Raw genomic sequence first — 19597 nt, 5'->3', positions numbered from 1 at the left:
GCAAATGTCCCTTTTCAATTCACGCGGTTTGCCCGCTATTGTCTGATAAAGGTGGCCCGGGCCAGACCCGGGAGCGTGTTTCGGGACGGCTGCAGCATTAAATCCACAGATTAGCTTTTGAGAATATCAGGCGTCAGTCACATTTTCGTGTGTTCCGGGCGGTCAGCACCCGCCGCGAGACGGGAAGGGACATGTCGCTTTTACCCCCCATGCGACGGAATCCGCGCCTGTCCTGTTGGCGTGAGACGTTAAAACGACGCAAATGCCCGCCGGACTGCGGGCGAAAAGGCGACTCAGAAACCACGCAATCAAAGGGTGCATCCATGGCAGAAGCAGCAGAGCGCAGCAGACGGGCCCGGGGCGGCGGCGGGGCCGCACGCCGTGCGGAACGCACCGCCGTCAGCGTCGAGACCGCGCGCTATATCGAGCGCAACATCCCGAATTTCGAGATCCTCAGCGAAGAGGCGCTCGACATCATCGAGACCAATGCCGAGACGATTCTCGAAGAGATCGGGGTGAATTTCGTGGAGAACCCCGCCGCGCTGGAGCGTTGGCGCGAGGCCGGCGCAGAGGTCACCGGCGAGCGGGTGCGCATCCCGCGCGGTCTGGCGCGCAAGCTGATTTCCACGGCACCGTCGCGGATCACGCAGCACGCCCGCAACCCCGAGCGCACCGTCGAGATCGGTGGCAAGTCGCTCGTGCTGGCCCCGGTCTACGGCCCGCCCTTCGTGCATGACATGGAGAAGGGCCGCCGTTATGCGACGCTGGAGGATTTCCACAATTTCGTGAAACTGGGCTACATGTCAAAGTGGCTGCACCATTCGGGCGGCACGGTGTGCGAGCCGACCGACGTGCCGGTCAACAAGCGCCATCTGGACATGCTGCTGGCGCATATGACGCTGTCGGACAAGCCGTTCATGGGCTCGGTGACGGAGCCAAGCCGTGCGCAGGACAGTGTCGACATGTGCGGCATCCTGTTCGGCGAAGAGTTCGTGCAGCAGAACACGGTGATGACCTCGCTGATTAACGTCAACTCGCCGATGACCTTCGACGATGTGATGATGGGATCCCTGGAGGTTTACGCGAAGAATAATCAGGCCTGCATCCTGTCGCCCTTCATCGTTGGCGGTGCGATGGCCCCGACCACGGTGGCGGGCACGCTGACGCAGGTGCTGGTCGAGGTGCTGGCGGGCATCGCCTATTCGCAGATCGTGCGCCCCGGCGCGCCGATGATCTTTGGCGCGTTCGTGACCTCGATCGACATGAATTCCGGCGCGCCCACGTTCGGGACGCCGGAGGCGGCGCATATCACCTATGGCGCGGGGCAACTGGCCCGGCGTCTGGGGCTGCCCTATCGCTCTGCGGGGTCGTTCAACGGCTCCAAGCTGCCCGACGCGCAGGCCGCCTACGAGACCGCCAACAGCCTCAATGTCGGCCTTCTGGCCGGGGTGAACTTCATGCTGCATTCCTGCGGCTGGATGGAGGGCGGTCTGGTCGCCTCGTTCGAGAAATTCGTGATGGATGCCGATCAGTTGGGGACGCTGCATCACCTGGCAAAAGGCGTCTACATGGACGAGAACGGCCAGGCGATGGATGCTATCCGCGAGGTCGGTCCGGGCGGGCACTACCTGGGCTGCGCGCATACCCAGGCCAATTTCAAGAGTGCCTTCTGGCGCTCGGATCTGTTCGACTACAAACCCTACGAGACCTGGTCGGAAGAGGGCGGGCGCGATACCATGTCGCTGGCCAACACACGCTACAAGAAGCTGCTCAACGACTATCAGCAGCCCGCGCTCGACCCCGGCATTCACGAGGCGCTCAAGGCCTATGTCGCCAAGCGCAAAGCCGAAATGCCGGACGCCTTCAGCTGACGTGATCCACACCGCGCCCGTTCAGGCGGGCGCGGTCTGACCGGCGCGCAACAGCCGGGCCTCGCCGAGAATGGCGATCAGCACGTCCACGTGACGCGCCGCCCGGTAGCCGGTGGCGCGTTCGCTGCGGCCCCGCTCCAGCCCCGCCTCGATCTCCATCAGCCGCAGCAGCGCCTCGCCCGGGCGGGGATATGCCGCGTGGCCAAGGTGGCGCGGCAGGTGTACCGCTCTGTTGTAATCGCCGACCCCGATCCGCGCCGCGCGGATCAGGAGGGGCGGGCGGCGCAAGGCATCGAGGGCGCTGAGAATATCCTGCATCATGAAACTCCTGTCGGTTGTGCAATGCCGGTTCTTGCACGGCTTTGGCCCCGTTGCGCGCTGCGCCGGTCTTGCGCACGCAGCACGTTGAAATTGTTTACCATTTGTCAACAAAGGTTGATTTTGTGGAAACAGTTAACGAACCGGTAATCTTTGCACGCCTAAGTTGTGGATAACTCTGTGGATAAAAAGCACCGATGGGACCGGTGCCCTGTTCACGGCAAAGTGGGGGTTGGTGATGCGCGATCAGATCATGAGCAAACCGGACATGCAGATGGTGCCGTCATGGGTGCCCGAAGCGGCGCTGCATTATCTTGCCCATATCGAGAGCGGCATGCCGATCCGGGCCTTGGCGCGGCGGTCGGGGCGGCATGCCTCGACCGTGCTGCGCCAGATCCGGGCCTGCGAGACGCGGCGCGACGATCTTCTCGTCGACGAGGCGCTGCGTCGGCTTGGGCAACGTGTTGGCGGTGCGAAGGCGATCGGTTCTCCTGCCAAGGAGGCCCAGATGACAGTTCAGACCAATTCCGAGAGGACCGACGATCACGGCACGCTGAGCAATGCGCGCCTGCAGGCCGAGGCCCGGCGCGTGCTGCGGCGGCTGTGCGAGACCGGCGCGCTGCTGGCGGTGTCGGTGGACATGGACAAGGCGGTGGTGGTGCGCGATGGCGGCGCCGGTCAGCCCTCGCGCACGGCGGTGGTGGATCGCGAGGTGGCCGAGGCGCTGGCGCTCAAGGGCTGGATCGCCTGCGACAATCCGGGCCGGATCGCGCGCTATCACATCACCGGCAAGGGGCGGGCGGCGCTGGGCGAAATGCTGGCTGCCGCCGAGAACCTGGCCAGCGGCCTGCGCGAGCCGCCGGTTGTGCTGCGCGGCACCGAGGATGTCGAGGGCCCCGAGGCGCGCCGACGGATGCGCTACGGGCTGGCCGAAAGCCCGCTGATCGCGCTCGCCCGGCGGCGCGACAGGGACGGCAGCCGCTTTCTGTCAGCCGATCTGGTGCGCGCGGGCGAACGGCTGCGCGAGGATTTCGAACTGGCGCAGATGGGGTCGCGCGTCACCCAGAACTGGGACCGGTTTCTCAGCCATGTGGATGACAGCGGCCCCGCCCCCGGCCCGCTGGCCTACAATGCCGAGGCCGCGCGCGCCCGCGTCATCGCCGCGCTGCGCGATCTGGGGCCCGGTCTGGGCGATGTGGCGCTGCGCTGCTGCTGCTATCTCGAAGGGTTGGAGCGCGCCGAGAAGAAAATGGGCTGGTCGGCGCGGTCGGGCAAGATCGTGCTGCGCATCGCTCTGCAACGGCTCAGGCAGCATTACGACGGGTTGGGCGAGGCGGGCAACATGATCGGCTGACGGGCGGGCGGCGACACGCCTTTCCGGAGACTCCGTAAACTCTGACCACCGACGTGTGCCGATGCCATTGTGCCGACGCGGCGACATGTTACAGTTGCGCCGACACGCGTACCGCCCGAGAGTGGCGCGCGCGGCAATCTGAGGAGACAGGGCATGGCGTCTCGGGTGATCCCGGTCGATCCGTTCGATCTGGTGGTGTTCGGCGGCACGGGAGATCTGGCGCGGCGCAAGATATTGCCCGCGCTCTTTCGCCGCTATGTCGCCGGTCAGATCGAGGGCGATGCGCGCCTGATCGGGGCCGCGCGCAGCGAGATGGACGCAAAGGCGTATCGCGAGATGGTGCGCGAGGCGATCGTTGAATTCGGCGGCGAGGAGGCGGGCCGCAAGAAGGATCTGGCGGCGTTCCTCAAGATGCTCGATTACGTGACGCTCGATGCCAAGGGCACGCAGGGCTGGGCGGATCTGGCCGACAAGATGCGCGCCGACCGCATTCGCGCCTTCTATTTCTCGGTCGCGCCATCGCTCTTTGGTGATCTGGCCAAGCGGTTGCAAAAGCACGGCATGGCCGATGACGACAGCCGCATCGTGGTGGAAAAGCCCTTCGGTCGCGACCTCGGCACCGCGCGCGCGCTCAACGCCGTGCTGGCGCGGCATTTTCACGAGAGGCAGATTTACCGGATCGACCATTACCTCGGCAAGGAAACCGTGCAGAACCTGATGGCGATCCGCTTTGGCAATGTCCTGTTCGAGCCGCTGTGGAACAGCCAATATGTGGATCATATCCAGATCACCGTGGCCGAGAGCGTGGGTGTCGGCGGGCGCGGCGATTACTATGACACCTCGGGCGCGATGCGCGATATGGTGCAGAACCACCTGATGCAGCTTTTATGCCTCATCGCGATGGAGCCGCCCGCCAAGTTCGAGCCCGACGCCGTGCGTGACGAAAAGCTCAAGGTCATTCGCGCGCTCGATCCGGTGGAACCCGAGAACGTCGTGCGGGGCCAATACGAGGGCGATGACGCGCAACCGGGCTATCGCGAGCAGATCGGCAATGCCGACAGCCTGACCGAGAGTTTCGTGGCGCTGAAGGTGCATATCAGCAACTGGCGCTGGGCGGGCACGCCGTTCTACCTGCGCACCGGCAAGCGCCTCAAGGAGCGCGCGAGCGAGATCGCGGTGATGTTCAAGGACGCGCCGCATTCGATCTTCGGGGCCGATGCCGGGCGGCATCACAACATCCTGACGATCCGGTTGCAGCCCAATGAGGGGATCGAGCTGGGGGTCACGATCAAGGAACCGGGACCGGGCGGCATGCGTTTGATCGACGTGCCCTTGGACATGACCTTTGCCGAGGCATTGGGGCCCGAGGAGGCCGATTTCCCCGATGCCTATGAGCGGCTGATCATGGATGTGATCCGGGGCAATCAGACCCTCTTCATGCGCGGTGACGAGGTCGAGGCGGCTTGGGCCTGGACCGATCCGATCATCGCCGCGTGGGACGAGCAATCAGACGCGCCGCTGTCTTATGCGACCGGCTCTTCGGGGCCGGACGATGCGCTCATGCTGATGCATCGGGATGGGCGGCGCTGGCGGGAGATACGACCATGAACATCATCGACTATCCAGATGCCGACATGCTGGCCGTTGGCCTTGCCGACACGCTGGCAAGTGCCTTGCGCACGGCGCTGGCCAATGCCGATCGCGTGCTTTTCGTGGTGCCCGGCGGCACCACGCCGGGGCCGGTTTTCGACGCGCTCTGCGACACCAGCCTCGACTGGGACCGGGTGGATGTGCTCCTGAGCGACGAGCGCTGGCGCCCCGAGGTGCATGTGCGCTCCAACACGCGGCTCTTGCGTGAGCGGCTGCTCACGGGGCGCGCGGCGGCGGCGCGGTATCTGCCGCTTTATGCCAAGGCGGAGGAGCCCGAGGAGGTGCTGGCGGAACTGGAATCCAACATCTCCCCCGCGCTGCCCATCGACCTGTGCCTGTTGGGCATGGGTGAGGACATGCACACCGCCTCGCTCTTGCCTGGGGCCGACAATCTTGAGGCGGCGCTGGAGCGGCGCGCGCCGATCCTCGTGCCGATGCGAATCGAGGGTGCCGAGGAGCCGCGCGTGACACTCTCGGCGCGGGTGCTCAATGGCGCGGTGGTCAAGCATCTGGTGATCATCGGCGACAAGAAGCGCCGCGCGCTGGAACGCGCGCAGCACACGCGGCCCGAGGAGGCCCCGGTCGCTGCCGTGCTGGATGACATGACGGTGCATTGGGCTCCATGACAGGAGTGTGCGAGATGTGGACCGAGGTCGAACATGCGGCTGAGGCCGCGGTCGGGCGCAGCATCGCGGGGCTGTTCGAGCTGCCGGGCCGGGCCGAGGCGTTTTCCGTGCGCTTTGACGGGATGCTGCTGGATTATTCCAAGACCGCGATGGATGCGGCGGCGCGCGATGCACTGCTGCGTCTGGCCGGGGCGGCGGGGGTTGCAGAGCGCCGTGCGGCGATGTTCGACGGGCAGCCGATAAACGAGGCCGAGGGGCGCGCGGTGCTGCATACCGCGCTGCGCAATCTCTCGGGCGGGGCAGTCACCGTGGAGGGCGCGGATATCATGCCCGGCATCCACGCCACCCGCGCCCGGATGGCGGCATTTGCCGAAGAGATCCGGCAGGGACCGATCACCGATGTGATCAATATCGGCATCGGCGGCTCGCATCTCGGCCCCGAGATGGCGGTGCGCGCGCTCAAGCCTTATCACGACGGGCCGCGCGGTCATTTCGTCTCGAACGTGGACGGGGCGGATATCGCCGACACGCTGCGCGGGCTCGATCCGGTGACCACTTTGGTGATCGTCGCCTCCAAGACCTTCACCACCATCGAGACGATGACCAATGCCGCCACCGCGCGGGCGTGGATGGAGGGCGCGGGCGTCGATCCGGGGCCGCACTTCGCCGCCGTCTCCTCGGCGCTGGAGAAGACTGCCGATTGGGGGATCGACCCGGAGCGCGTGTTCGGCTTTGGCGACTATGTGGGCGGGCGCTATTCGGTCTGGGGGCCGATCGGGCTGCCGCTGATGATCGCCATCGGGGCGGAGCGGTTCGAGGAGTTTCTGGCCGGTGCCGAGGGGATGGACCGGCATTTCCGAGATGCCGCACCGCTGGAGAACATGCCGGTGATGCTGGCGCTGGTCGGGCTCTGGCATCATCAGGCCATGGGGTATGCCACCCGCGCGGTGCTGCCCTATGATCAGCGTCTGGCGCGGCTGCCCGCCTATCTGCAACAGCTGGAGATGGAGAGCAATGGCAAGCGGGTGCACATGGACGGCACCCCGCTTACGCGTCCCGCGGGGCCTGTGGTCTGGGGCGAGCCCGGCACCAACGGGCAGCACGCCTTCTATCAGCTGATCCATCAGGGCACCGCCGTGGTGCCCTGCGAATTTCTGGTGGCGGCCGAGGGACATGAGCGGGATCTGGCGCATCATCACCGGCTGCTGGTGGCCAATTGCCTGGCGCAATCCGAGGCGCTGATGCGCGGCCGGAGCATGGACGAGGCCCGCGCGCTGATGCGCGAGGCCGGGCTCACCGGCGCGGAACTGGAACGGCAGGCGGCGCACCGGGTGTTTCCGGGCAACCGGCCTTCGGTGACGCTGGTCTATGACCGGCTGACGCCCCGGCGTCTGGGGCAGATCGTGGCACTTTATGAACACAGGGTCTTTGTCGAGGGGGTGATCCTGGGGATCAACTCCTTCGATCAATGGGGGGTGGAACTGGGCAAGGTGCTGGCCAATGAACTTGCCCCGGTTCTGAGTGGCGCGGCGGACGGCGCGGGCAAGGACGGCTCGACGCGCGCGCTGGTGGCGTATGTGCGCGCGCGGACGGGCTGAAAACGGCCCGCCCGCGCCCAGAAGAGGGTGGGGCATCGCGGATCTGATCTATTCTCTCCGCGCCGTCCTGTCAGGAGGCTGCGGGGACGCAACTGCTGATCGAGCCGTCGATGGTCTTCACGGGGTCGTCGGGGCCGCATTCCTCGCCCGACACGGGATAACGGTTCGGATCTTCGCAAGCCGACAGCATGAGGGTTGCGAAGAGGACCAGGGCCAGTCTTGAAAACGTCGTCATGGCGGAATTCCTTTTTTGCCATCCGCGCGGCTGTGCCCGGACGCTTAAAACTCCTAAAGCAGGGTCAGCATCTCGCATTGACGCAGATCAACGCGGACCTGTGACGGAAAGGGGCGCATTGCGGCTGCGCTGCGCGTGATTATTTTGTCCGGCTTGGAACAATGGCCGCAGCCTGCGCGTTGTGCAGGTGTGAAACAAACTGAGGCGCTGTTCCGGCGGCCATGATCTTTGCGTGTGGTGCTGAGCAGGCGTCCGACATCAAGGAGAGAATTATGAGGATTTTGATGATGCCCGCAGCAGGTCTGTCGATGCTGGCCCTCGTGGCCTGTCAGGGCATGTCGCCGGAAGGGCGCACGGTGGCTGGTGCCGCCGGCGGGGCCGCAGCCGGCCTGATCACCGCCGAGGCTCTGGGGGCGAGCGACGAGTGGCGCCTGATTTCCGCCCTTGGTGGCGCGGCGGCCGGGACGGTCGTGGCCCAGAATCAACAGACCGGAACCTGCGCCTATTCGCGCGGCGACGGCACCTATTACCGGGCCGCATGTCCGAATTGATACGCTCGGACAGAGACGCGATAGCGGGGCGCATCGGTCGATGCGCCCCGTTTTCGTCTGATCACCCGCGCAGGATCGAGCGGCCCGCATAGACTGCCGTCTCGCCCAGCATTTCCTCGATCCGGATCAGCTGGTTGTATTTCGCCAACCGGTCCGAGCGCGCGAGCGAGCCGGTCTTGATCTGCCCGCAATTGGTGGCCACGGCCAGATCGGCGATGGTGGCATCCTCGGTCTCGCCCGAGCGGTGCGACATGACATTGGTCATGCGCGCGCGATGCGCCATCTCGACCGCTTGCAGCGTTTCAGTGAGCGAGCCGATCTGGTTGACCTTGACCAGCATGGAATTGGCCGCGCCCTTCTCGATGCCCATGGCGAGGCGCGTGGGGTTGGTGACGAAAAGATCGTCGCCGACGAGTTGCACGCGGTCGCCGATCGCCTGCGTGAGCGCCACCCAGCCGTCCCAGTCATCCTCGGAACAGCCATCCTCGATCGAGATGATCGGGTAGTCGTTCACCAGGCTTTGCAGATAGGCCACGTTCTCGTCGCTCGACAGGCTCAGCCCCTCGCCGGACAGCTCGTATTTGCCGCCCTTGTAATACTCGGTCGCGGCGCAATCGAGCGCGAGGCAGATGTCGTCACCCGGCGTGTAGCCCGCCTTTTCGATGGATTTAAGGATGAAGTCGAGCGCGTCGCGGGTCGAGGAGAGGGCGGGCGCAAAGCCACCCTCGTCGCCCACACCGGTGGCGAGGCCCGCCGCCGACAGTTCCTTTTTCAGGGTGTGGAACACCTCGGCCCCCATCCGTACCGCGTCCCGGATATCGTCCGCGCTCATCGGCATGATCATGAATTCCTGAATGTCGATCGGGTTGTCGGCATGCTCGCCGCCATTGATGATATTCATCATCGGCACCGGCAAGGTGCGCGCCGAGGTGCCGCCGACATAGCGATAGAGCGGCTGGCCGGAATAATCCGCCGCCGCCTTGGCGACCGCAAGGCTGACACCGAGGATCGCGTTCGCCCCCAGACGCCCCTTGTTGGGGGTGCCGTCGAGTTCGATCATCGTCATGTCGACGGCGACCTGCTCGGTGGCGTCCATGCCGAGAAGTTCCTCGGCAATCTCGCCATTGACCGAGGCACAGGCCTCCAGCACGCCCTTGCCGAGATAGCGCGCGGCATCGCCGTCGCGGCGTTCCACCGCCTCATGCGCGCCGGTCGAGGCCCCCGAGGGCACCGCCGCACGGCCCATCGTGCCGTCCTCCAGGGTCACGTCCACCTCGACCGTGGGGTTGCCCCGGCTGTCGAGAATTTCGCGGGCGTGGATGTCGATGATGCTGCTCATGGGCGGGAATCCTTGGATAGAATTGCGTTGCGCGTGGCTTAGCAAGTTTTGCGGCGGCTGCAAACGGCTCAATGCTCAGCCGCGCGGGCTGATCGGGGCCGAGGGCGCAGGGCTGCGCCGCGCCAGCCGCCGCTCGCGCCAGAAGGTGTAGATCCCAGAGGCGATGATGATCGCGGCCCCGGTCAGCGTCCAGATATCCGGGCGCTCGTCAAAGAGTGTCACCCCGATGATCAGCGCGAAGATCAGCCGAGAGTAGCGGAACGGCGTGATCACTGCCACATCGCCCAGGCGCATCGCCGCGACGATGGCGTAATAGGCCGCGACCCCGCAGAGAAGCGCCAGCACCAGATCGCGACAGTTGAGGCCCGAGGGCAGCGCAGGCGTGCCGCTGAACGCCAAGAGGATCAGCCCGGTGGGCACCAGCGTGGCAAAGGCATAGGTCGAAAGCTGCATCGAGGAGATGCTGCGCGGCACCGCGCGGGTGGCCAGATCGCGGATCGCCAGACCGATTACGCCCTGCACGGCGAAAAGCGAGGCGGGCTCGAACCCTTCCAGCCCCGGACGGATCACCATCAGCACGCCTAGGAACCCCACCAGAATGGCGCTCCACCGCCGCCAGCCCACGGCCTCGCCGAGAAAGAGCGCCGCGCCGAGCGTGACCGCCAGCGGCGTGGCCTGAAGGATCGCCGAGGCCGAGGACAAGGGCGTGAGCGCAATCGCGGTGACAAAGCCCAATGTGCCGACAATCTCGCCGAAATTGCGCAAGAGCACCGGGCGCGACAGCAGATCGCGCGACCAGAGCCTGCGGCCTTGGCTCATGGTGATCGCCCCGAAAATGAGCGCGCCGCCGAAGCCGAGAAAGATGATGATCTGACCCACCGGCAGCGCATCGGCCAGCCGCTTGATGAACATGTCCTCGAGCGCGAAACCGGCCATCGCGAGGACCATCAGGATGCTGCCGCGCAGGTTTTCCATGTCATGGGACTTTCGTGTCAGGGTGCCTGACCCTGTTAGCGCAGGTCAGGTGCACAGAGAAGCAGCAGAGCTATGACAGCACGACAATGCCGCTATGCTTGGCCTTGTGCTCGGGCTCCACATGGATGGTGACGCGGGCATCGGGCAGGGCGTCCATCAGCGCCGCCTCGATCCGGTCGCAGAGGTCATGCGCGGTCTCGACCGTGGTGTCGCCCGGCATCACGAGGTGAAAGTCGATGAAGGTGACTTGGCCCGCGTGGCGGGTGCGCAGGTCGTGGGCTTCAAGGGCGGCGTCATCGCTGGCGGCGTCCGAGATGACACGGCGGATGGTGGCCATTTCCTCGTCCGAGACGGCCTCGTCCATCAGCCCGCTCAGTGATCCCTTGATCACCACCCAGCCCGACCACAGGATGTTGAGCGCGACGAGCAGCGCCATCGCCGGATCGAGCCACCACCAGCCGGTGAGAAAGGCGAACGCGACGCCGATCAGCACCCCCACCGAAGAGACCACATCGGTCATCAGGTGCCGCCCGTCGGCCACCAGCGCGGGCGAGCGGTGGCGGCGTCCGTTGCGAATGAGGATAGTGGCCCAGACCCCGTTGATCAGGCTGGCCCCGGCATTGATCGCAAGCCCCATCAGCGGCGCATCGAGCGCGCGGGGGCTGAGGAACCCGGCATAGGCCTCGCGCAGGATGAAGAGTGCGGCGATCACGATCAGCACGCCTTCGAGCACCGCCGAGAAAAACTCGGCCTTGTGGTGGCCGTAGGGGTGATTGTCATCCGCGGGCCGACGCGCCACCCGCAGCGCCACGATGACGGCCAGCGCCGTGGCCACGTTCACCAGGCTTTCGAGCGCGTCCGACATCAGCGCGAGCGAGCCGGTGAGCTGCCACGCGACGGCCTTGAGCGCCAGCACGGCCAAGCCAACGACAACGCTGCCGATGGCAATCCGCATGATGCGTGTTGCGGGAGGTGTTGTCATCCGCCCGGCCTATTTGCCGGATTTCAGCGGCACGCCGTATAGTTCCAGCCGGTGACCGATCAGGCGATAGCCCAGCTTTTCGGCGATCTTCTCCTGAAGGGCCTCGATCTCGGGATCGACGAATTCGATCACCTCGCCGGAATTCATGTCGATCAGGTGGTCGTGGTGGTCGCGCTCGGCATCCTCGTAGCGCGCGCGCCCGTCGCCGAATTCGAGCTTGTCGATGATCCCCGCTTCCTCGAACAGCTTGACGGTGCGGTAGACCGTGGCAATGGAAATGCGCGGATCGACGCCCGAGGCGCGGCCATAGAGTTCCTCGACATCGGGATGATCGTCGGAGGCCTCGAGCACCGTGGCGATGGTGCGGCGCTGGTCGGTCATGCGCAGGCCCTTGGCCTCGCAGCGTTCGGTGATGGTGTCGCGCATGGGCGGCCTCATGTGGTCTTCGGTCGCTGCAATAGCGGCAAGCGGGGGCTGTTGCCACCCTTTTTGCCCGCGCGTTGGCAGTCTAATGCGGGGCTGAGCGCGAGAATAGCTGGATCACGACGATTCCGGCAAGGATCAGCCCTGTCCCGAGGACCGCGGGCAGGTCGAGTTTCTGGCCGAAGATCACGTAGCCGATGGCGGCGATGAAGACGATGCCGAGACCCGACCAGATCGCATAGACCACGCCCACCGGCATGGTGCGCAGGGTGAGGGCCAGCAGGTAGAAGCTGATGCCATAGGCCACCACGACGATGACCGAGGGCAGGGGTCGGGTGAATTGCTGGCTGGCCTGAAGCGCGGTGGTACCGGCGGTTTCGGCAAGGATCGCGAGAAAGAGGATGACGTAGACCGTGGGGATCATGGTGCGCTCTTGGTTTCGGGTGGCTTTGGGGTCAGGCTTACGCGAGGGGCGGGTTCGGGTCTACCGGGAAAGATGTGGTGGTGTTGGCCTTTTGCGGACCTTGCCGGATTCAGGAATTAGCCGCGCGGTGCCCGACCGCGGGTGGGCGCTTCAACCCTGCCGGAACGCACTTTATATCAGCCACATATTTCTGCGTTTTCAATTACTTGATACGTTGCAAAAGCGCCCGCCCGGGGGGCGGTCGGGCGCTGCGCGGCGGTGCCTGCGGCACCTCGATTCCGCGCATTGGTGCTAGAGGCCAACGACCACTCCAGGCCAAACGTCGCCCATCACCCCTCGAATAGCGGCAATTCCGTGCTGTGCTTGATCTCTTCCATCACGAAACTCGCCGAGACATCGCCCATCGGCACCCGCGCGATCAGCGTCTGGTAGAGCCGGTCGTAATCGGCCATGTCCGCGACCCGCGCGCAGATCAGGTAGTCGAGATCGCCGGTCATGCGGTAGACCCCCTGGATCTGCGGCATGGCGCGGGTTGCGCGGGCGAATCTGTCCAGCCAGTCGGCATCATGCGCCGCCGCGCGGATCTGCATGAAGACGGTGAGCGGCAGGCCGACCTGTGTGGCATCGAGCAGCGCCACCCGGGCGCGGATGACGCCCGCCGCGTCCAGCGCCTTGATGCGCCGCCAACAGGCATTGCGCGACAGCCCCACCTTCTGCCCGAGCGCGTCGAGCGGGGTATCGGCACGGCGTTGCAATTCCGTCAGGATCTTGCGGTCAAACTCGTCAAGGATTGTCATTTAGCAGCCTGAATGGTGGAAAATTTCCCAAAGTTACGCTTTCATGCAGGAAATTTGGGAAAATGTCATGCGGCGAGTGATCTAAGATCTCGCAAAACGACGAACAGGAGACCGAACCGATGATGTCCAAGCTGTTTCTGGAGCACCCGCGCAAGGTGGAGGAAAGCTATCTTCAACATGCCGGATTCGCGGGTGGTTTTGCGCTGCGGCTGTTCGCGGCCGGGTTTGCCGCGCTGATCCATGCCATGCTGCCCTGCCTGTTCGAGACGACCGCGAGCCGGATGATCGCGCGGATGCACGCGCAGACCCGCAACCGGGCGGGCTAGCCAAGCGCATCACCTCTGCGCGGTCGGTCGCGCAGATCGTGGATGCCCGTCACTGGCACCTTGCAAAACGCGGGCGAGGGGGTAGACTTTTCCTCAGGGAGGAAATGTCATGAAGCTGGGATCCGAACTGCGTCCGCGCCGTCGGGTGACCTCGGTACTTATCGTGGACGATCATCCGCTTTATTGCGATGCGCTCGCCTCTGCGATCTCCGTGGTCTTTCCGGACTGCGTGGTCGAACAGACCGCGAGCCTGAAGGATGCGCTGTCCCGTCTCGAGACCGGGTTCCTGCCCGATCTGGTGATGTTCGATCTCAAGCTGCCGGACGTGTCCGGCATCTCGGGCTTCATCACCATGCGCGACAGGATGCAGGGCGTGCCGATCCTCGTGATCTCGGCGCTGTCGTCCGCTGAACTGGTCCGCACCCTGATGGAGGAGGGCGCCGCCGGGTTCCTGCCCAAGGAGACCTCGGCGCAGGAATTGCGCCGGGTGATCGCGCGGGTGGGCGCCGGGGGCACCTACCTGCCCAAGGCCTATGCCGAGCGGATCGCGCGCGACAGCGGTGCGCCGCGCGCCGCGCCCGCGCATCCGTCACTGGCGGCGCTGACCCCGCAGCAACAGAAGATCATGAAACTGATCTGCGCGGGCAAGGCCAACAAGCAGATCGCCTATGAGCTGTCGCTGGCCGAGGCCACGGTCAAGGCGCATATCACCGGGCTTCTCAACCGGCTGGGCGTCAAGAACCGGACGCAGGCGGCGGTGCTGATCAAGGGGGCCGTCACCGGCGGGGCCGATGACCCCGAGACCCGCGCGTTTCTGAGCGGCTGAGGACATGCGCGACACCCCCGCCGGCCCGCGCTTTGTGACGGTCTCGCATTCGCACGCGACCGAGGCAGCCCCCGCCGTGGCCGAGGCGGCGGCGGGCATCAGCCTGCGCGACACCTGTTTCGTGCTGGCCTTCGTGCCGAACGGGCTCTGCCTCGATGACGTGGCGCGCGAATTGCAGGCGCGGCTTGGCGGCTTGCCGGTCTTCGGCTGCACCTCGGCGGGGCAGATCACGCCCGAGGGCTACAGTTCCGCCGCGCTTTTGCTGCTGGCCTTTCCCAAATCGCATTTCCGCTGCGCCTCGGTGCTGATCGAGCAGTTGCGCCCGTTCTCCTTCTCAGCCATCGCCGCCGCTGCGGAACGGCAGGACGTGCAGTTTCAGCACACCGCCGGGTGGAACCGTCTGGCGCTGCTCTTTACCGACGGGCTGTCCAAGCAGGAGGATTTGCTGGTCTCGACGCTGGAGACGGTGCTGCCCGACATTCCGGTGTTTGGCGGCTCGGCCGGAGACGGGCTGGATTTCAACGAGACCTTCGTGTTGCAGGGCGGCAGGTTTCACAAGGATGCGGCGCTCTTGCTGATCATCGAAACCGCGCTCGGCTTCGAGGGGTTCAGCTTCGACCATTTCCAGCCGACCGACGCGCAGCTCATCATCACCGGTGCCGATCCCGAGGACCGGCTGGTCTTCGAGATCAACGGCGCCCCCGCGGCGCAGGAATATGCCCGGCTCGTGGGCTGCGCGCGCGATGCCCTGTCGCCGCGGATCTTCGCGGAAAACCCGATCCTCGTGCATCACAAGGGTCGCTATTTCGTCCGCGCCATTGCCGATGCGACCGAGGATGACGCGCTTTCCTTCATGGCGGCCATCGACGACGGGGTGATCATGACGCTCGGGCGCGGCAAGGAAATGATCGAGACGCTGCGCGCCGGGCTTGATTTCGAGACCCGCAAGGGCGAGCCGCCGGATTTCATCCTCGGTTTCGATTGCGTGCTGCGGCGTCTTGAGGTGGAGCAGAGGCAACTCACCCGTGAGGTCTCGGAGATTTTCCGCGAGGCGCGGGTGCTGGGCTTCAACACCTATGGCGAACAGCATTGCGGCGTCCACATGAACCAGACCTTTGTCGGCGTCGCCTTTTTCGGGCTCGATGGTCCGAGTCTGCTGTGAACCTGATCGACCCGAGCCAGCCGTCCGATATCCAGATCGAGCGGCAATCGCGGATCATCGCGGCGCTGATGCGGCGCGCGGACCGGCAGAACGAGTTGAACGTCTCGGCCTATAGCGCGTTTCAATCGGCCATCGAATTGCAGGCGCAGGTCGCCGCCAAGACCCGCGATCTGGAACGCGCCGCGACCGAGCTCGAATCCGTGCGCGGCGACCGCGAGCGCACCCGGCGCAACCTGCACGAGGCGCTCTCGGCGATGCATGAGGGGTTCGCGCTGTTTACCGACGGGCGGCTCGACGTGTGCAACGAGCTCTTCCGCAAGGTGCTGCCGGATATGGCCGACGACATCGTCTCGGGGGTCACGCTCGACGATTATTTCGACCTGATGGTGCGCAGCCGTCACCTCGTCTCGACGGATCGCAAGATCCATCATCCGGCGGCGCAGTTGAAGAAGGTCGATGACGGGGCGATGGCGATGTCGCTGCTGATCGAGGTGACCGGCGATATCTGGTATCAGCTTGGCTTGCAGCGCACCTCGTCGGATAATGTCGTGCTGTTGCTGACCGAGATCACCCCGATCGTGCGGCAGAACCGGTCCGAGAAAAAGACGCTGATCGACCAGCAGGCGGATTACCTGCAAGCGGTGTTCGAGAACATGACATCGGGTGTCTGCACCTTTTCCGCCGAGGGCACGGTAATGATGCAGAACCGGCAGTTTCGCCAGATCCTCGGCGTGCCCTATACCGAGTTGCAGCGCGGCACCACGCTGGCGCGGCTTCTGGCCTTCATGCAGGCCAATGATCTGGTGCGCGACGATGCCTTTCTGGAGATTGCCAACTGGCAGGAGCAGTTGAAGAAAAACGGCTGGCTGCGGCGGCGGGTGCGGCATGGCAAGGGCAGGGTGCTCGACGTGCAGGCCAACGGGCTGCCCGATGGCGGCTTTCTGGTGGAGTTGAAAGACGTCACGCTGGAAAGCCGCGCCACGGAAATGCTGGAAAACCGGGTGCTGGAGCGCACCGCGGAACTCACCCGCGCCAACCAACGCCTGACCGAGCAATTCGAGGAAATGGCCCGCGTCGAGGAGGAATTGCGCCTCGCCAAGGAGCGCGCCGAGGCGGCGGTGTCGTCGAAGACCCGTTTTCTGGCGGCGGCGAGCCATGATCTCTTGCAGCCGATCAACGCCGCCAAGCTGCTGATTTCCACCCTTCAGGAGGCGGCACAGGAGTCGCCCCTGTTGCCGATGGTGGACCGGTTGCACCGCGCCTTCAGCTCGACCGAGCAGTTGTTGCACGCACTGCTCGATATCTCGCGGCTCGACAGTGCCGACCCGGATGCGGTGACGCCCACCGATGTCAATCTCGGCCGATTGATGGAGGGGGTCTTTGCCGATCAGTTGCCGCTCTCGGAATCAAAGAACGTGCGGCTCGACGTGGTGCCCTGTCATCTCTTCGTGTGGTCCGATCCGGTCTATCTGCAACGCTCGATCCAGAACCTCGTGGTGAACGCGATCCAGTATACCGAACCGGGCGGGCGCGTCTTGCTGGGCGCGCGGCGGCGCGGCGGCGCGGTGGTGCTGGAGGTGTGGGATACCGGCATCGGCATTCAGCGCACCGATCAGAAGCGCATCTTCGAGGAATTCGCCCGCGCCGAGAACGCCGCCTTCGGCACCGGCATGGGGCTGGGTCTGTCGGTGGTGGATCGCGCCTGCCGTCACTTGGGGCATGCCCTGCGCGTGCGCTCGGCCCCCGGGCGCGGATCGGTGTTCAGCATCGAGATGGAGGTGATCGAGGGCCACGTGGCGCAGGATGATCCGGCGGCGCTCATTCAGGCCAAGGGCGACGTGCCGTTCGATTACCACGTGCTGGTGATCGAGAACGACGCGGACGTGCTCTTTGCCACCACGCAGCGGCTGGAACGGTGGGGCGCCCGGGTTCTGGGGGTGCAGTCGGCCTCTGCCGCGCTCGTTTTGCTGGAAGAGACCGGCGCGGTGCCCGATATCGTGCTGGCCGATTATCATCTCGACGATGGCGAGACCGGGCTGGACGCCGTGGCGGCCCTGCGCGACTGGTCCGGCCATCATCTGCCCGCGATCCTGATCACCGCCGACCGCTCCGAGACGCTGCGCCGCAAGGCCGCGCGCGACGATATCTCGGTCATGCCCAAGCCGGTCAAGCTGTCGCGGCTGCGCCCGCTGATCGACTGGGCGATTCACTGGAACACCGGCGGGGCACCGTTTGGCTGAGCGGTGTGCGATACCGACAAAAGTCGGCCATGACAGGGCCTGCGGAACGCCTAGGCTGGAGGGTGGGAGGATTTGAGAATGATGACACGCGCAGCCTTGGCACTGGGCCTTGCCCTGACGCTCGCGGCGGGGCCGGGCCTTGCCACGTCGGTGAATGGCGAGGCGACCTATGACCTTCTCTTTCGCGACGGCACGCTCGATCCGGTCAGCCGCGATCATGCGCTGGTCTATCGGCGCGAGGTCACGAATACGCTCAACCCCGATGCGGCGGCGCGCGACAGTGGCGAGATCGGCCTGCGGATCGAGCGGGCCGAGGACATGGAGATGGTCCGCCTGGAGTTCCGCCGCGACGGCAAGCATCGCGGCATGGGCTCGTTCCCGGCGAGCGTCGGAAATCCGATGATCATGGTGTTCTACGAATCGGTTGTCCGCGACATGGCGGAAACGGCGGGCGGCAGCCCGTTCTACATCCGTAACCGGGTCAAGGACGCGCTGGTGCAGCCCTCGGAGGTGGAGCCGGGCACGGCCATGGTCGACGGCGAAGAAGTGGCCACGAGAACGATCCGCATGCGGCCCTTCGAGGGGGATCCGAATGTCGACCGGATGCGCGGCTTTAGCGCGCTGGAACTGAGCGTGACCATGTCCGAGGCGGTGCCGGGCTGGTATCTGTCGCTGGTGGCAGAGGCCCCGGCCCCCGATGGCACGGGGCTTATGTATCGCTCCAGCCTGCACTTCGACGCAGAGGAGGCGCTGCAATGATCCGGGGATTGGGCTTGGCGTCGGTCGTGGCCGGGGCCGTAACCGTGGCCGGTGGCATGGCGGCGGCGCAGGACATGGCCGAACGCTTCAACGACTACCCGACCGAGGCGCGCGCCGATTATGTCTTTGCCTGCATGGCGACCAATGGCCAGAACCGCGAGATGCTGCACCGCTGTTCGTGTTCCATCGACGAAATCGCGGCGATCCTGCCCTATGAGAAATATCTCGAGGCCGAGACCGTCCTGTCGATGCGCCGCGTCGGCGGCGAACGCATGGCCTATTTCCAGAGCGCCGCCGTGTCTCAGGCGATGGTGGCCGATCTACGCCGGGCGCAGGCCGAGGCCGAACTCGTCTGTTTCTGAGGCACGCGGCCCGTTGTCTCACTGCGCCGGGTGACCGCCACGCCGGAACCCGCGCAGGCCAAGCACGCCGACCAGCACCGCACCGACCGCCGCCAGCCCCAGGATCGTGCCGCTGCCGCCGCCCGCGTTCTGCACGATGACGCCGATCAGCGCCCAGACGACGCCCACGGCATAGCTTGGCGTCGCCGGGCGCAGCCGCAGCAACACAGCCCCCGAGATCCCCAGCGCCAGCAACAGCGCCAGAACGGCGGCGGTGACCTGCGTGGTCCAGCCATAGCCCGCCAGCACCAGCCCGAGCGCCACCGAACTTGCCGCCGTAAGCCACCCGGCATAGAGACCGACCGGCCCCGACAGCCAGGCCGCATCGCCGCGCGGCGTGCGCAGCAGCGCGGCGAGCGCCGTCACCAGCATCGCCCAGATCATCACCGTCGCCCAGGGCACCGAGTCATTGGCCACCGGAATCCACGCCACCCCGATCACAAGGCTGACGATGAGCGGCCCACGCGCGGGCCTCCAGCCCGCATCCCCGGCCCGCCGCCAGAGCCCGTATCCCGCCCCGGCAATGAGCCACAGATAGATCACCCCCCAGAGCGCAAAGGCATAGCCCGCAGGCTGCACCGGCGGATTGTCCTGCGGCACCGGAAACTGGTCCGGGCGAAAGCCGTTGAAGCCGTCGCTCAGATAGGGCGAGGCGGCAAAGCCGAGGGCGGCGGCAAGATGAGCGATGGCAAGGGCGCGGTTCATCCCTCCTGCATCCGCCCTTGCATGGCCCGCGTCAA

At 65.6% G+C, this 19597-nt stretch carries 21 protein-coding genes; 12 read left to right on the top strand and 9 right to left on the bottom strand.

Translation table 11 applies throughout. The features are described 5' to 3' along the window. Nucleotides 1-323 precede the first annotated feature (323 nt). Nucleotides 324-1871 (top strand): trimethylamine methyltransferase family protein, encoded by a 1548-nt coding sequence (locus ACSSV4_RS11980; protein WP_454275387.1) that lies wholly within the window; start codon nucleotides 324-326, stop codon nucleotides 1869-1871. 21 nt (nucleotides 1872-1892) lie between these two features. On the opposite strand, the gene ACSSV4_RS11975 is transcribed toward ACSSV4_RS11980, so the two are convergent. Then, on the bottom strand, nucleotides 1893-2189 hold the full coding sequence (locus ACSSV4_RS11975; protein WP_454275386.1) for a DUF6477 family protein: 297 nt from the start codon (nucleotides 2187-2189) through the stop codon (nucleotides 1893-1895). 238 nt (nucleotides 2190-2427) lie between these two features. On the opposite strand from ACSSV4_RS11975, the gene ACSSV4_RS11970 reads away from it, so the two are divergent. The 4 genes from ACSSV4_RS11970 (at nucleotide 2428) to pgi (ending at nucleotide 7417) form a co-directional block, all read left to right on the top strand. Beyond that, on the top strand, nucleotides 2428-3543 hold the full coding sequence (locus ACSSV4_RS11970; RefSeq protein ID WP_454275385.1) for a DUF6456 domain-containing protein: 1116 nt from the start codon (nucleotides 2428-2430) through the stop codon (nucleotides 3541-3543). A gap of 153 nt (nucleotides 3544-3696) precedes the next feature. After that, entirely contained in the window at nucleotides 3697-5151 is a 1455-nt protein-coding gene (gene zwf / locus ACSSV4_RS11965) for a glucose-6-phosphate dehydrogenase (protein WP_454275383.1), read from the top strand. Then, complete coding sequence (gene pgl, locus ACSSV4_RS11960) at nucleotides 5148-5819, top strand: 6-phosphogluconolactonase (protein WP_454275381.1); 672 nt, start codon at nucleotides 5148-5150, stop codon at nucleotides 5817-5819. The genes zwf and pgl overlap by 4 nt, the downstream gene beginning before the upstream one ends. Nucleotides 5820-5833: 14 nt before the next feature. Further along, complete coding sequence (gene pgi, locus ACSSV4_RS11955; protein WP_454275490.1) at nucleotides 5834-7417, top strand: glucose-6-phosphate isomerase; 1584 nt, start codon at nucleotides 5834-5836, stop codon at nucleotides 7415-7417. A 70-nt stretch (nucleotides 7418-7487) separates the two neighbouring features. Here the strand turns inward: pgi and ACSSV4_RS11950 are convergent, their stop codons facing one another. Beyond that, complete coding sequence (locus ACSSV4_RS11950) at nucleotides 7488-7652, bottom strand: hypothetical protein (RefSeq protein ID WP_454275379.1); 165 nt, start codon at nucleotides 7650-7652, stop codon at nucleotides 7488-7490. Nucleotides 7653-7924: 272 nt separating this feature from the next. Here ACSSV4_RS11950 and ACSSV4_RS11945 point away from each other — a divergent pair, with 272 nt between their 5' ends. Further along, nucleotides 7925-8203, top strand: a complete 279-nt coding sequence (locus tag ACSSV4_RS11945) for a glycine zipper 2TM domain-containing protein (protein ID WP_454275378.1) — start codon at nucleotides 7925-7927, stop codon at nucleotides 8201-8203. A gap of 61 nt (nucleotides 8204-8264) precedes the next feature. Here the strand turns inward: ACSSV4_RS11945 and eno are convergent, their stop codons facing one another. The 6 genes from eno to ACSSV4_RS11915 all read right to left on the bottom strand — a co-directional run bounded on the left by eno (nucleotide 8265) and on the right by ACSSV4_RS11915 (nucleotide 13143). Beyond that, complete coding sequence (gene eno, locus ACSSV4_RS11940; protein WP_454275376.1) at nucleotides 8265-9542, bottom strand: phosphopyruvate hydratase; 1278 nt, start codon at nucleotides 9540-9542, stop codon at nucleotides 8265-8267. 75 nt (nucleotides 9543-9617) lie between these two features. Continuing rightward, the gene (locus tag ACSSV4_RS11935; protein ID WP_454275374.1) at nucleotides 9618-10517 is read right to left on the bottom strand and encodes a DMT family transporter; all 900 of its coding nucleotides are present in this window, start codon (nucleotides 10515-10517) and stop codon (nucleotides 9618-9620) included. A gap of 70 nt (nucleotides 10518-10587) precedes the next feature. Continuing rightward, complete coding sequence (locus ACSSV4_RS11930) at nucleotides 10588-11472, bottom strand: cation diffusion facilitator family transporter (RefSeq protein WP_454275372.1); 885 nt, start codon at nucleotides 11470-11472, stop codon at nucleotides 10588-10590. A 36-nt stretch (nucleotides 11473-11508) separates the two neighbouring features. After that, on the bottom strand, nucleotides 11509-11925 hold the full coding sequence (locus ACSSV4_RS11925; RefSeq protein WP_074784207.1) for a Fur family transcriptional regulator: 417 nt from the start codon (nucleotides 11923-11925) through the stop codon (nucleotides 11509-11511). A gap of 82 nt (nucleotides 11926-12007) precedes the next feature. Further along, on the bottom strand, nucleotides 12008-12346 hold the full coding sequence (locus ACSSV4_RS11920; protein ID WP_454275371.1) for a DMT family transporter: 339 nt from the start codon (nucleotides 12344-12346) through the stop codon (nucleotides 12008-12010). A 329-nt stretch (nucleotides 12347-12675) separates the two neighbouring features. Then, the gene (locus tag ACSSV4_RS11915; protein ID WP_454275370.1) at nucleotides 12676-13143 is read right to left on the bottom strand and encodes an Lrp/AsnC family transcriptional regulator; all 468 of its coding nucleotides are present in this window, start codon (nucleotides 13141-13143) and stop codon (nucleotides 12676-12678) included. A 122-nt stretch (nucleotides 13144-13265) separates the two neighbouring features. On the opposite strand from ACSSV4_RS11915, the gene ACSSV4_RS11910 reads away from it, so the two are divergent. From ACSSV4_RS11910 to ACSSV4_RS11885, 6 genes are all read left to right on the top strand, one after another. Then, the gene (locus ACSSV4_RS11910; RefSeq protein ID WP_454275369.1) at nucleotides 13266-13469 is read left to right on the top strand and encodes a DUF6356 family protein; all 204 of its coding nucleotides are present in this window, start codon (nucleotides 13266-13268) and stop codon (nucleotides 13467-13469) included. A 109-nt stretch (nucleotides 13470-13578) separates the two neighbouring features. Continuing rightward, nucleotides 13579-14295: a response regulator gene (locus tag ACSSV4_RS11905; RefSeq protein ID WP_454275368.1), complete on the top strand. Its 717-nt coding sequence runs from the start codon at nucleotides 13579-13581 to the stop codon at nucleotides 14293-14295. A gap of 4 nt (nucleotides 14296-14299) precedes the next feature. After that, nucleotides 14300-15457 (top strand): FIST N-terminal domain-containing protein, encoded by a 1158-nt coding sequence (locus ACSSV4_RS11900; protein ID WP_454275367.1) that lies wholly within the window; start codon nucleotides 14300-14302, stop codon nucleotides 15455-15457. Further along, complete coding sequence (locus tag ACSSV4_RS11895; protein WP_454275366.1) at nucleotides 15454-17697, top strand: PAS-domain containing protein; 2244 nt, start codon at nucleotides 15454-15456, stop codon at nucleotides 17695-17697. The genes ACSSV4_RS11900 and ACSSV4_RS11895 overlap by 4 nt, the downstream gene beginning before the upstream one ends. A 78-nt stretch (nucleotides 17698-17775) precedes the next feature. Then, the gene (locus ACSSV4_RS11890) at nucleotides 17776-18456 is read left to right on the top strand and encodes a hypothetical protein (protein WP_454275365.1); all 681 of its coding nucleotides are present in this window, start codon (nucleotides 17776-17778) and stop codon (nucleotides 18454-18456) included. Then, entirely contained in the window at nucleotides 18453-18818 is a 366-nt protein-coding gene (locus ACSSV4_RS11885) for a hypothetical protein (RefSeq protein WP_454275364.1), read from the top strand. Before ACSSV4_RS11890 ends, ACSSV4_RS11885 begins: the two co-directional genes overlap by 4 nt. An 18-nt stretch (nucleotides 18819-18836) precedes the next feature. Here ACSSV4_RS11885 and ACSSV4_RS11880 read toward each other — a convergent pair whose 3' ends face one another. After that, complete coding sequence (locus ACSSV4_RS11880; RefSeq protein WP_454275363.1) at nucleotides 18837-19562, bottom strand: hypothetical protein; 726 nt, start codon at nucleotides 19560-19562, stop codon at nucleotides 18837-18839. Between the last annotated feature and the right edge of the window lie 35 nt (nucleotides 19563-19597).

This window comes from Roseovarius sp. MBR-154 (assembly GCF_053628595.1).
The sequence above is the reverse complement of the archived record's forward strand: the minus strand, read 5'-3'. Positions and strand labels throughout refer to the sequence as shown.

What these genes read in the sequence shown, in the direction of transcription:
- ACSSV4_RS11980 (WP_454275387.1), top strand. Translation starts at nt 324, where the DNA reads ATGGCAGAAGCAGCAGAGCGCAGCAGACGGGCCCGGGGCGGCGGCGGG.
- ACSSV4_RS11975 (WP_454275386.1), bottom strand. Translation starts at nt 2,189, where the DNA reads ATGCAGGATATTCTCAGCGCCCTCGATGCCTTGCGCCGCCCGCCCCTC.
- ACSSV4_RS11970 (WP_454275385.1), top strand. Translation starts at nt 2,428, where the DNA reads ATGCGCGATCAGATCATGAGCAAACCGGACATGCAGATGGTGCCGTCA.
- zwf (WP_454275383.1), top strand. Translation starts at nt 3,697, where the DNA reads ATGGCGTCTCGGGTGATCCCGGTCGATCCGTTCGATCTGGTGGTGTTC.
- pgl (WP_454275381.1), top strand. Translation starts at nt 5,148, where the DNA reads ATGAACATCATCGACTATCCAGATGCCGACATGCTGGCCGTTGGCCTT.
- pgi (WP_454275490.1), top strand. Translation starts at nt 5,834, where the DNA reads ATGTGGACCGAGGTCGAACATGCGGCTGAGGCCGCGGTCGGGCGCAGC.
- ACSSV4_RS11950 (WP_454275379.1), bottom strand. Translation starts at nt 7,652, where the DNA reads ATGACGACGTTTTCAAGACTGGCCCTGGTCCTCTTCGCAACCCTCATG.
- ACSSV4_RS11945 (WP_454275378.1), top strand. Translation starts at nt 7,925, where the DNA reads ATGAGGATTTTGATGATGCCCGCAGCAGGTCTGTCGATGCTGGCCCTC.
- eno (WP_454275376.1), bottom strand. Translation starts at nt 9,542, where the DNA reads ATGAGCAGCATCATCGACATCCACGCCCGCGAAATTCTCGACAGCCGG.
- ACSSV4_RS11935 (WP_454275374.1), bottom strand. Translation starts at nt 10,517, where the DNA reads ATGGAAAACCTGCGCGGCAGCATCCTGATGGTCCTCGCGATGGCCGGT.
- ACSSV4_RS11930 (WP_454275372.1), bottom strand. Translation starts at nt 11,472, where the DNA reads ATGCGGATTGCCATCGGCAGCGTTGTCGTTGGCTTGGCCGTGCTGGCG.
- ACSSV4_RS11925 (WP_074784207.1), bottom strand. Translation starts at nt 11,925, where the DNA reads ATGCGCGACACCATCACCGAACGCTGCGAGGCCAAGGGCCTGCGCATG.
- ACSSV4_RS11920 (WP_454275371.1), bottom strand. Translation starts at nt 12,346, where the DNA reads ATGATCCCCACGGTCTACGTCATCCTCTTTCTCGCGATCCTTGCCGAA.
- ACSSV4_RS11915 (WP_454275370.1), bottom strand. Translation starts at nt 13,143, where the DNA reads ATGACAATCCTTGACGAGTTTGACCGCAAGATCCTGACGGAATTGCAA.
- ACSSV4_RS11910 (WP_454275369.1), top strand. Translation starts at nt 13,266, where the DNA reads ATGTCCAAGCTGTTTCTGGAGCACCCGCGCAAGGTGGAGGAAAGCTAT.
- ACSSV4_RS11905 (WP_454275368.1), top strand. Translation starts at nt 13,579, where the DNA reads ATGAAGCTGGGATCCGAACTGCGTCCGCGCCGTCGGGTGACCTCGGTA.
- ACSSV4_RS11900 (WP_454275367.1), top strand. Translation starts at nt 14,300, where the DNA reads ATGCGCGACACCCCCGCCGGCCCGCGCTTTGTGACGGTCTCGCATTCG.
- ACSSV4_RS11890 (WP_454275365.1), top strand. Translation starts at nt 17,776, where the DNA reads ATGATGACACGCGCAGCCTTGGCACTGGGCCTTGCCCTGACGCTCGCG.
- ACSSV4_RS11885 (WP_454275364.1), top strand. Translation starts at nt 18,453, where the DNA reads ATGATCCGGGGATTGGGCTTGGCGTCGGTCGTGGCCGGGGCCGTAACC.
- ACSSV4_RS11880 (WP_454275363.1), bottom strand. Translation starts at nt 19,562, where the DNA reads ATGAACCGCGCCCTTGCCATCGCTCATCTTGCCGCCGCCCTCGGCTTT.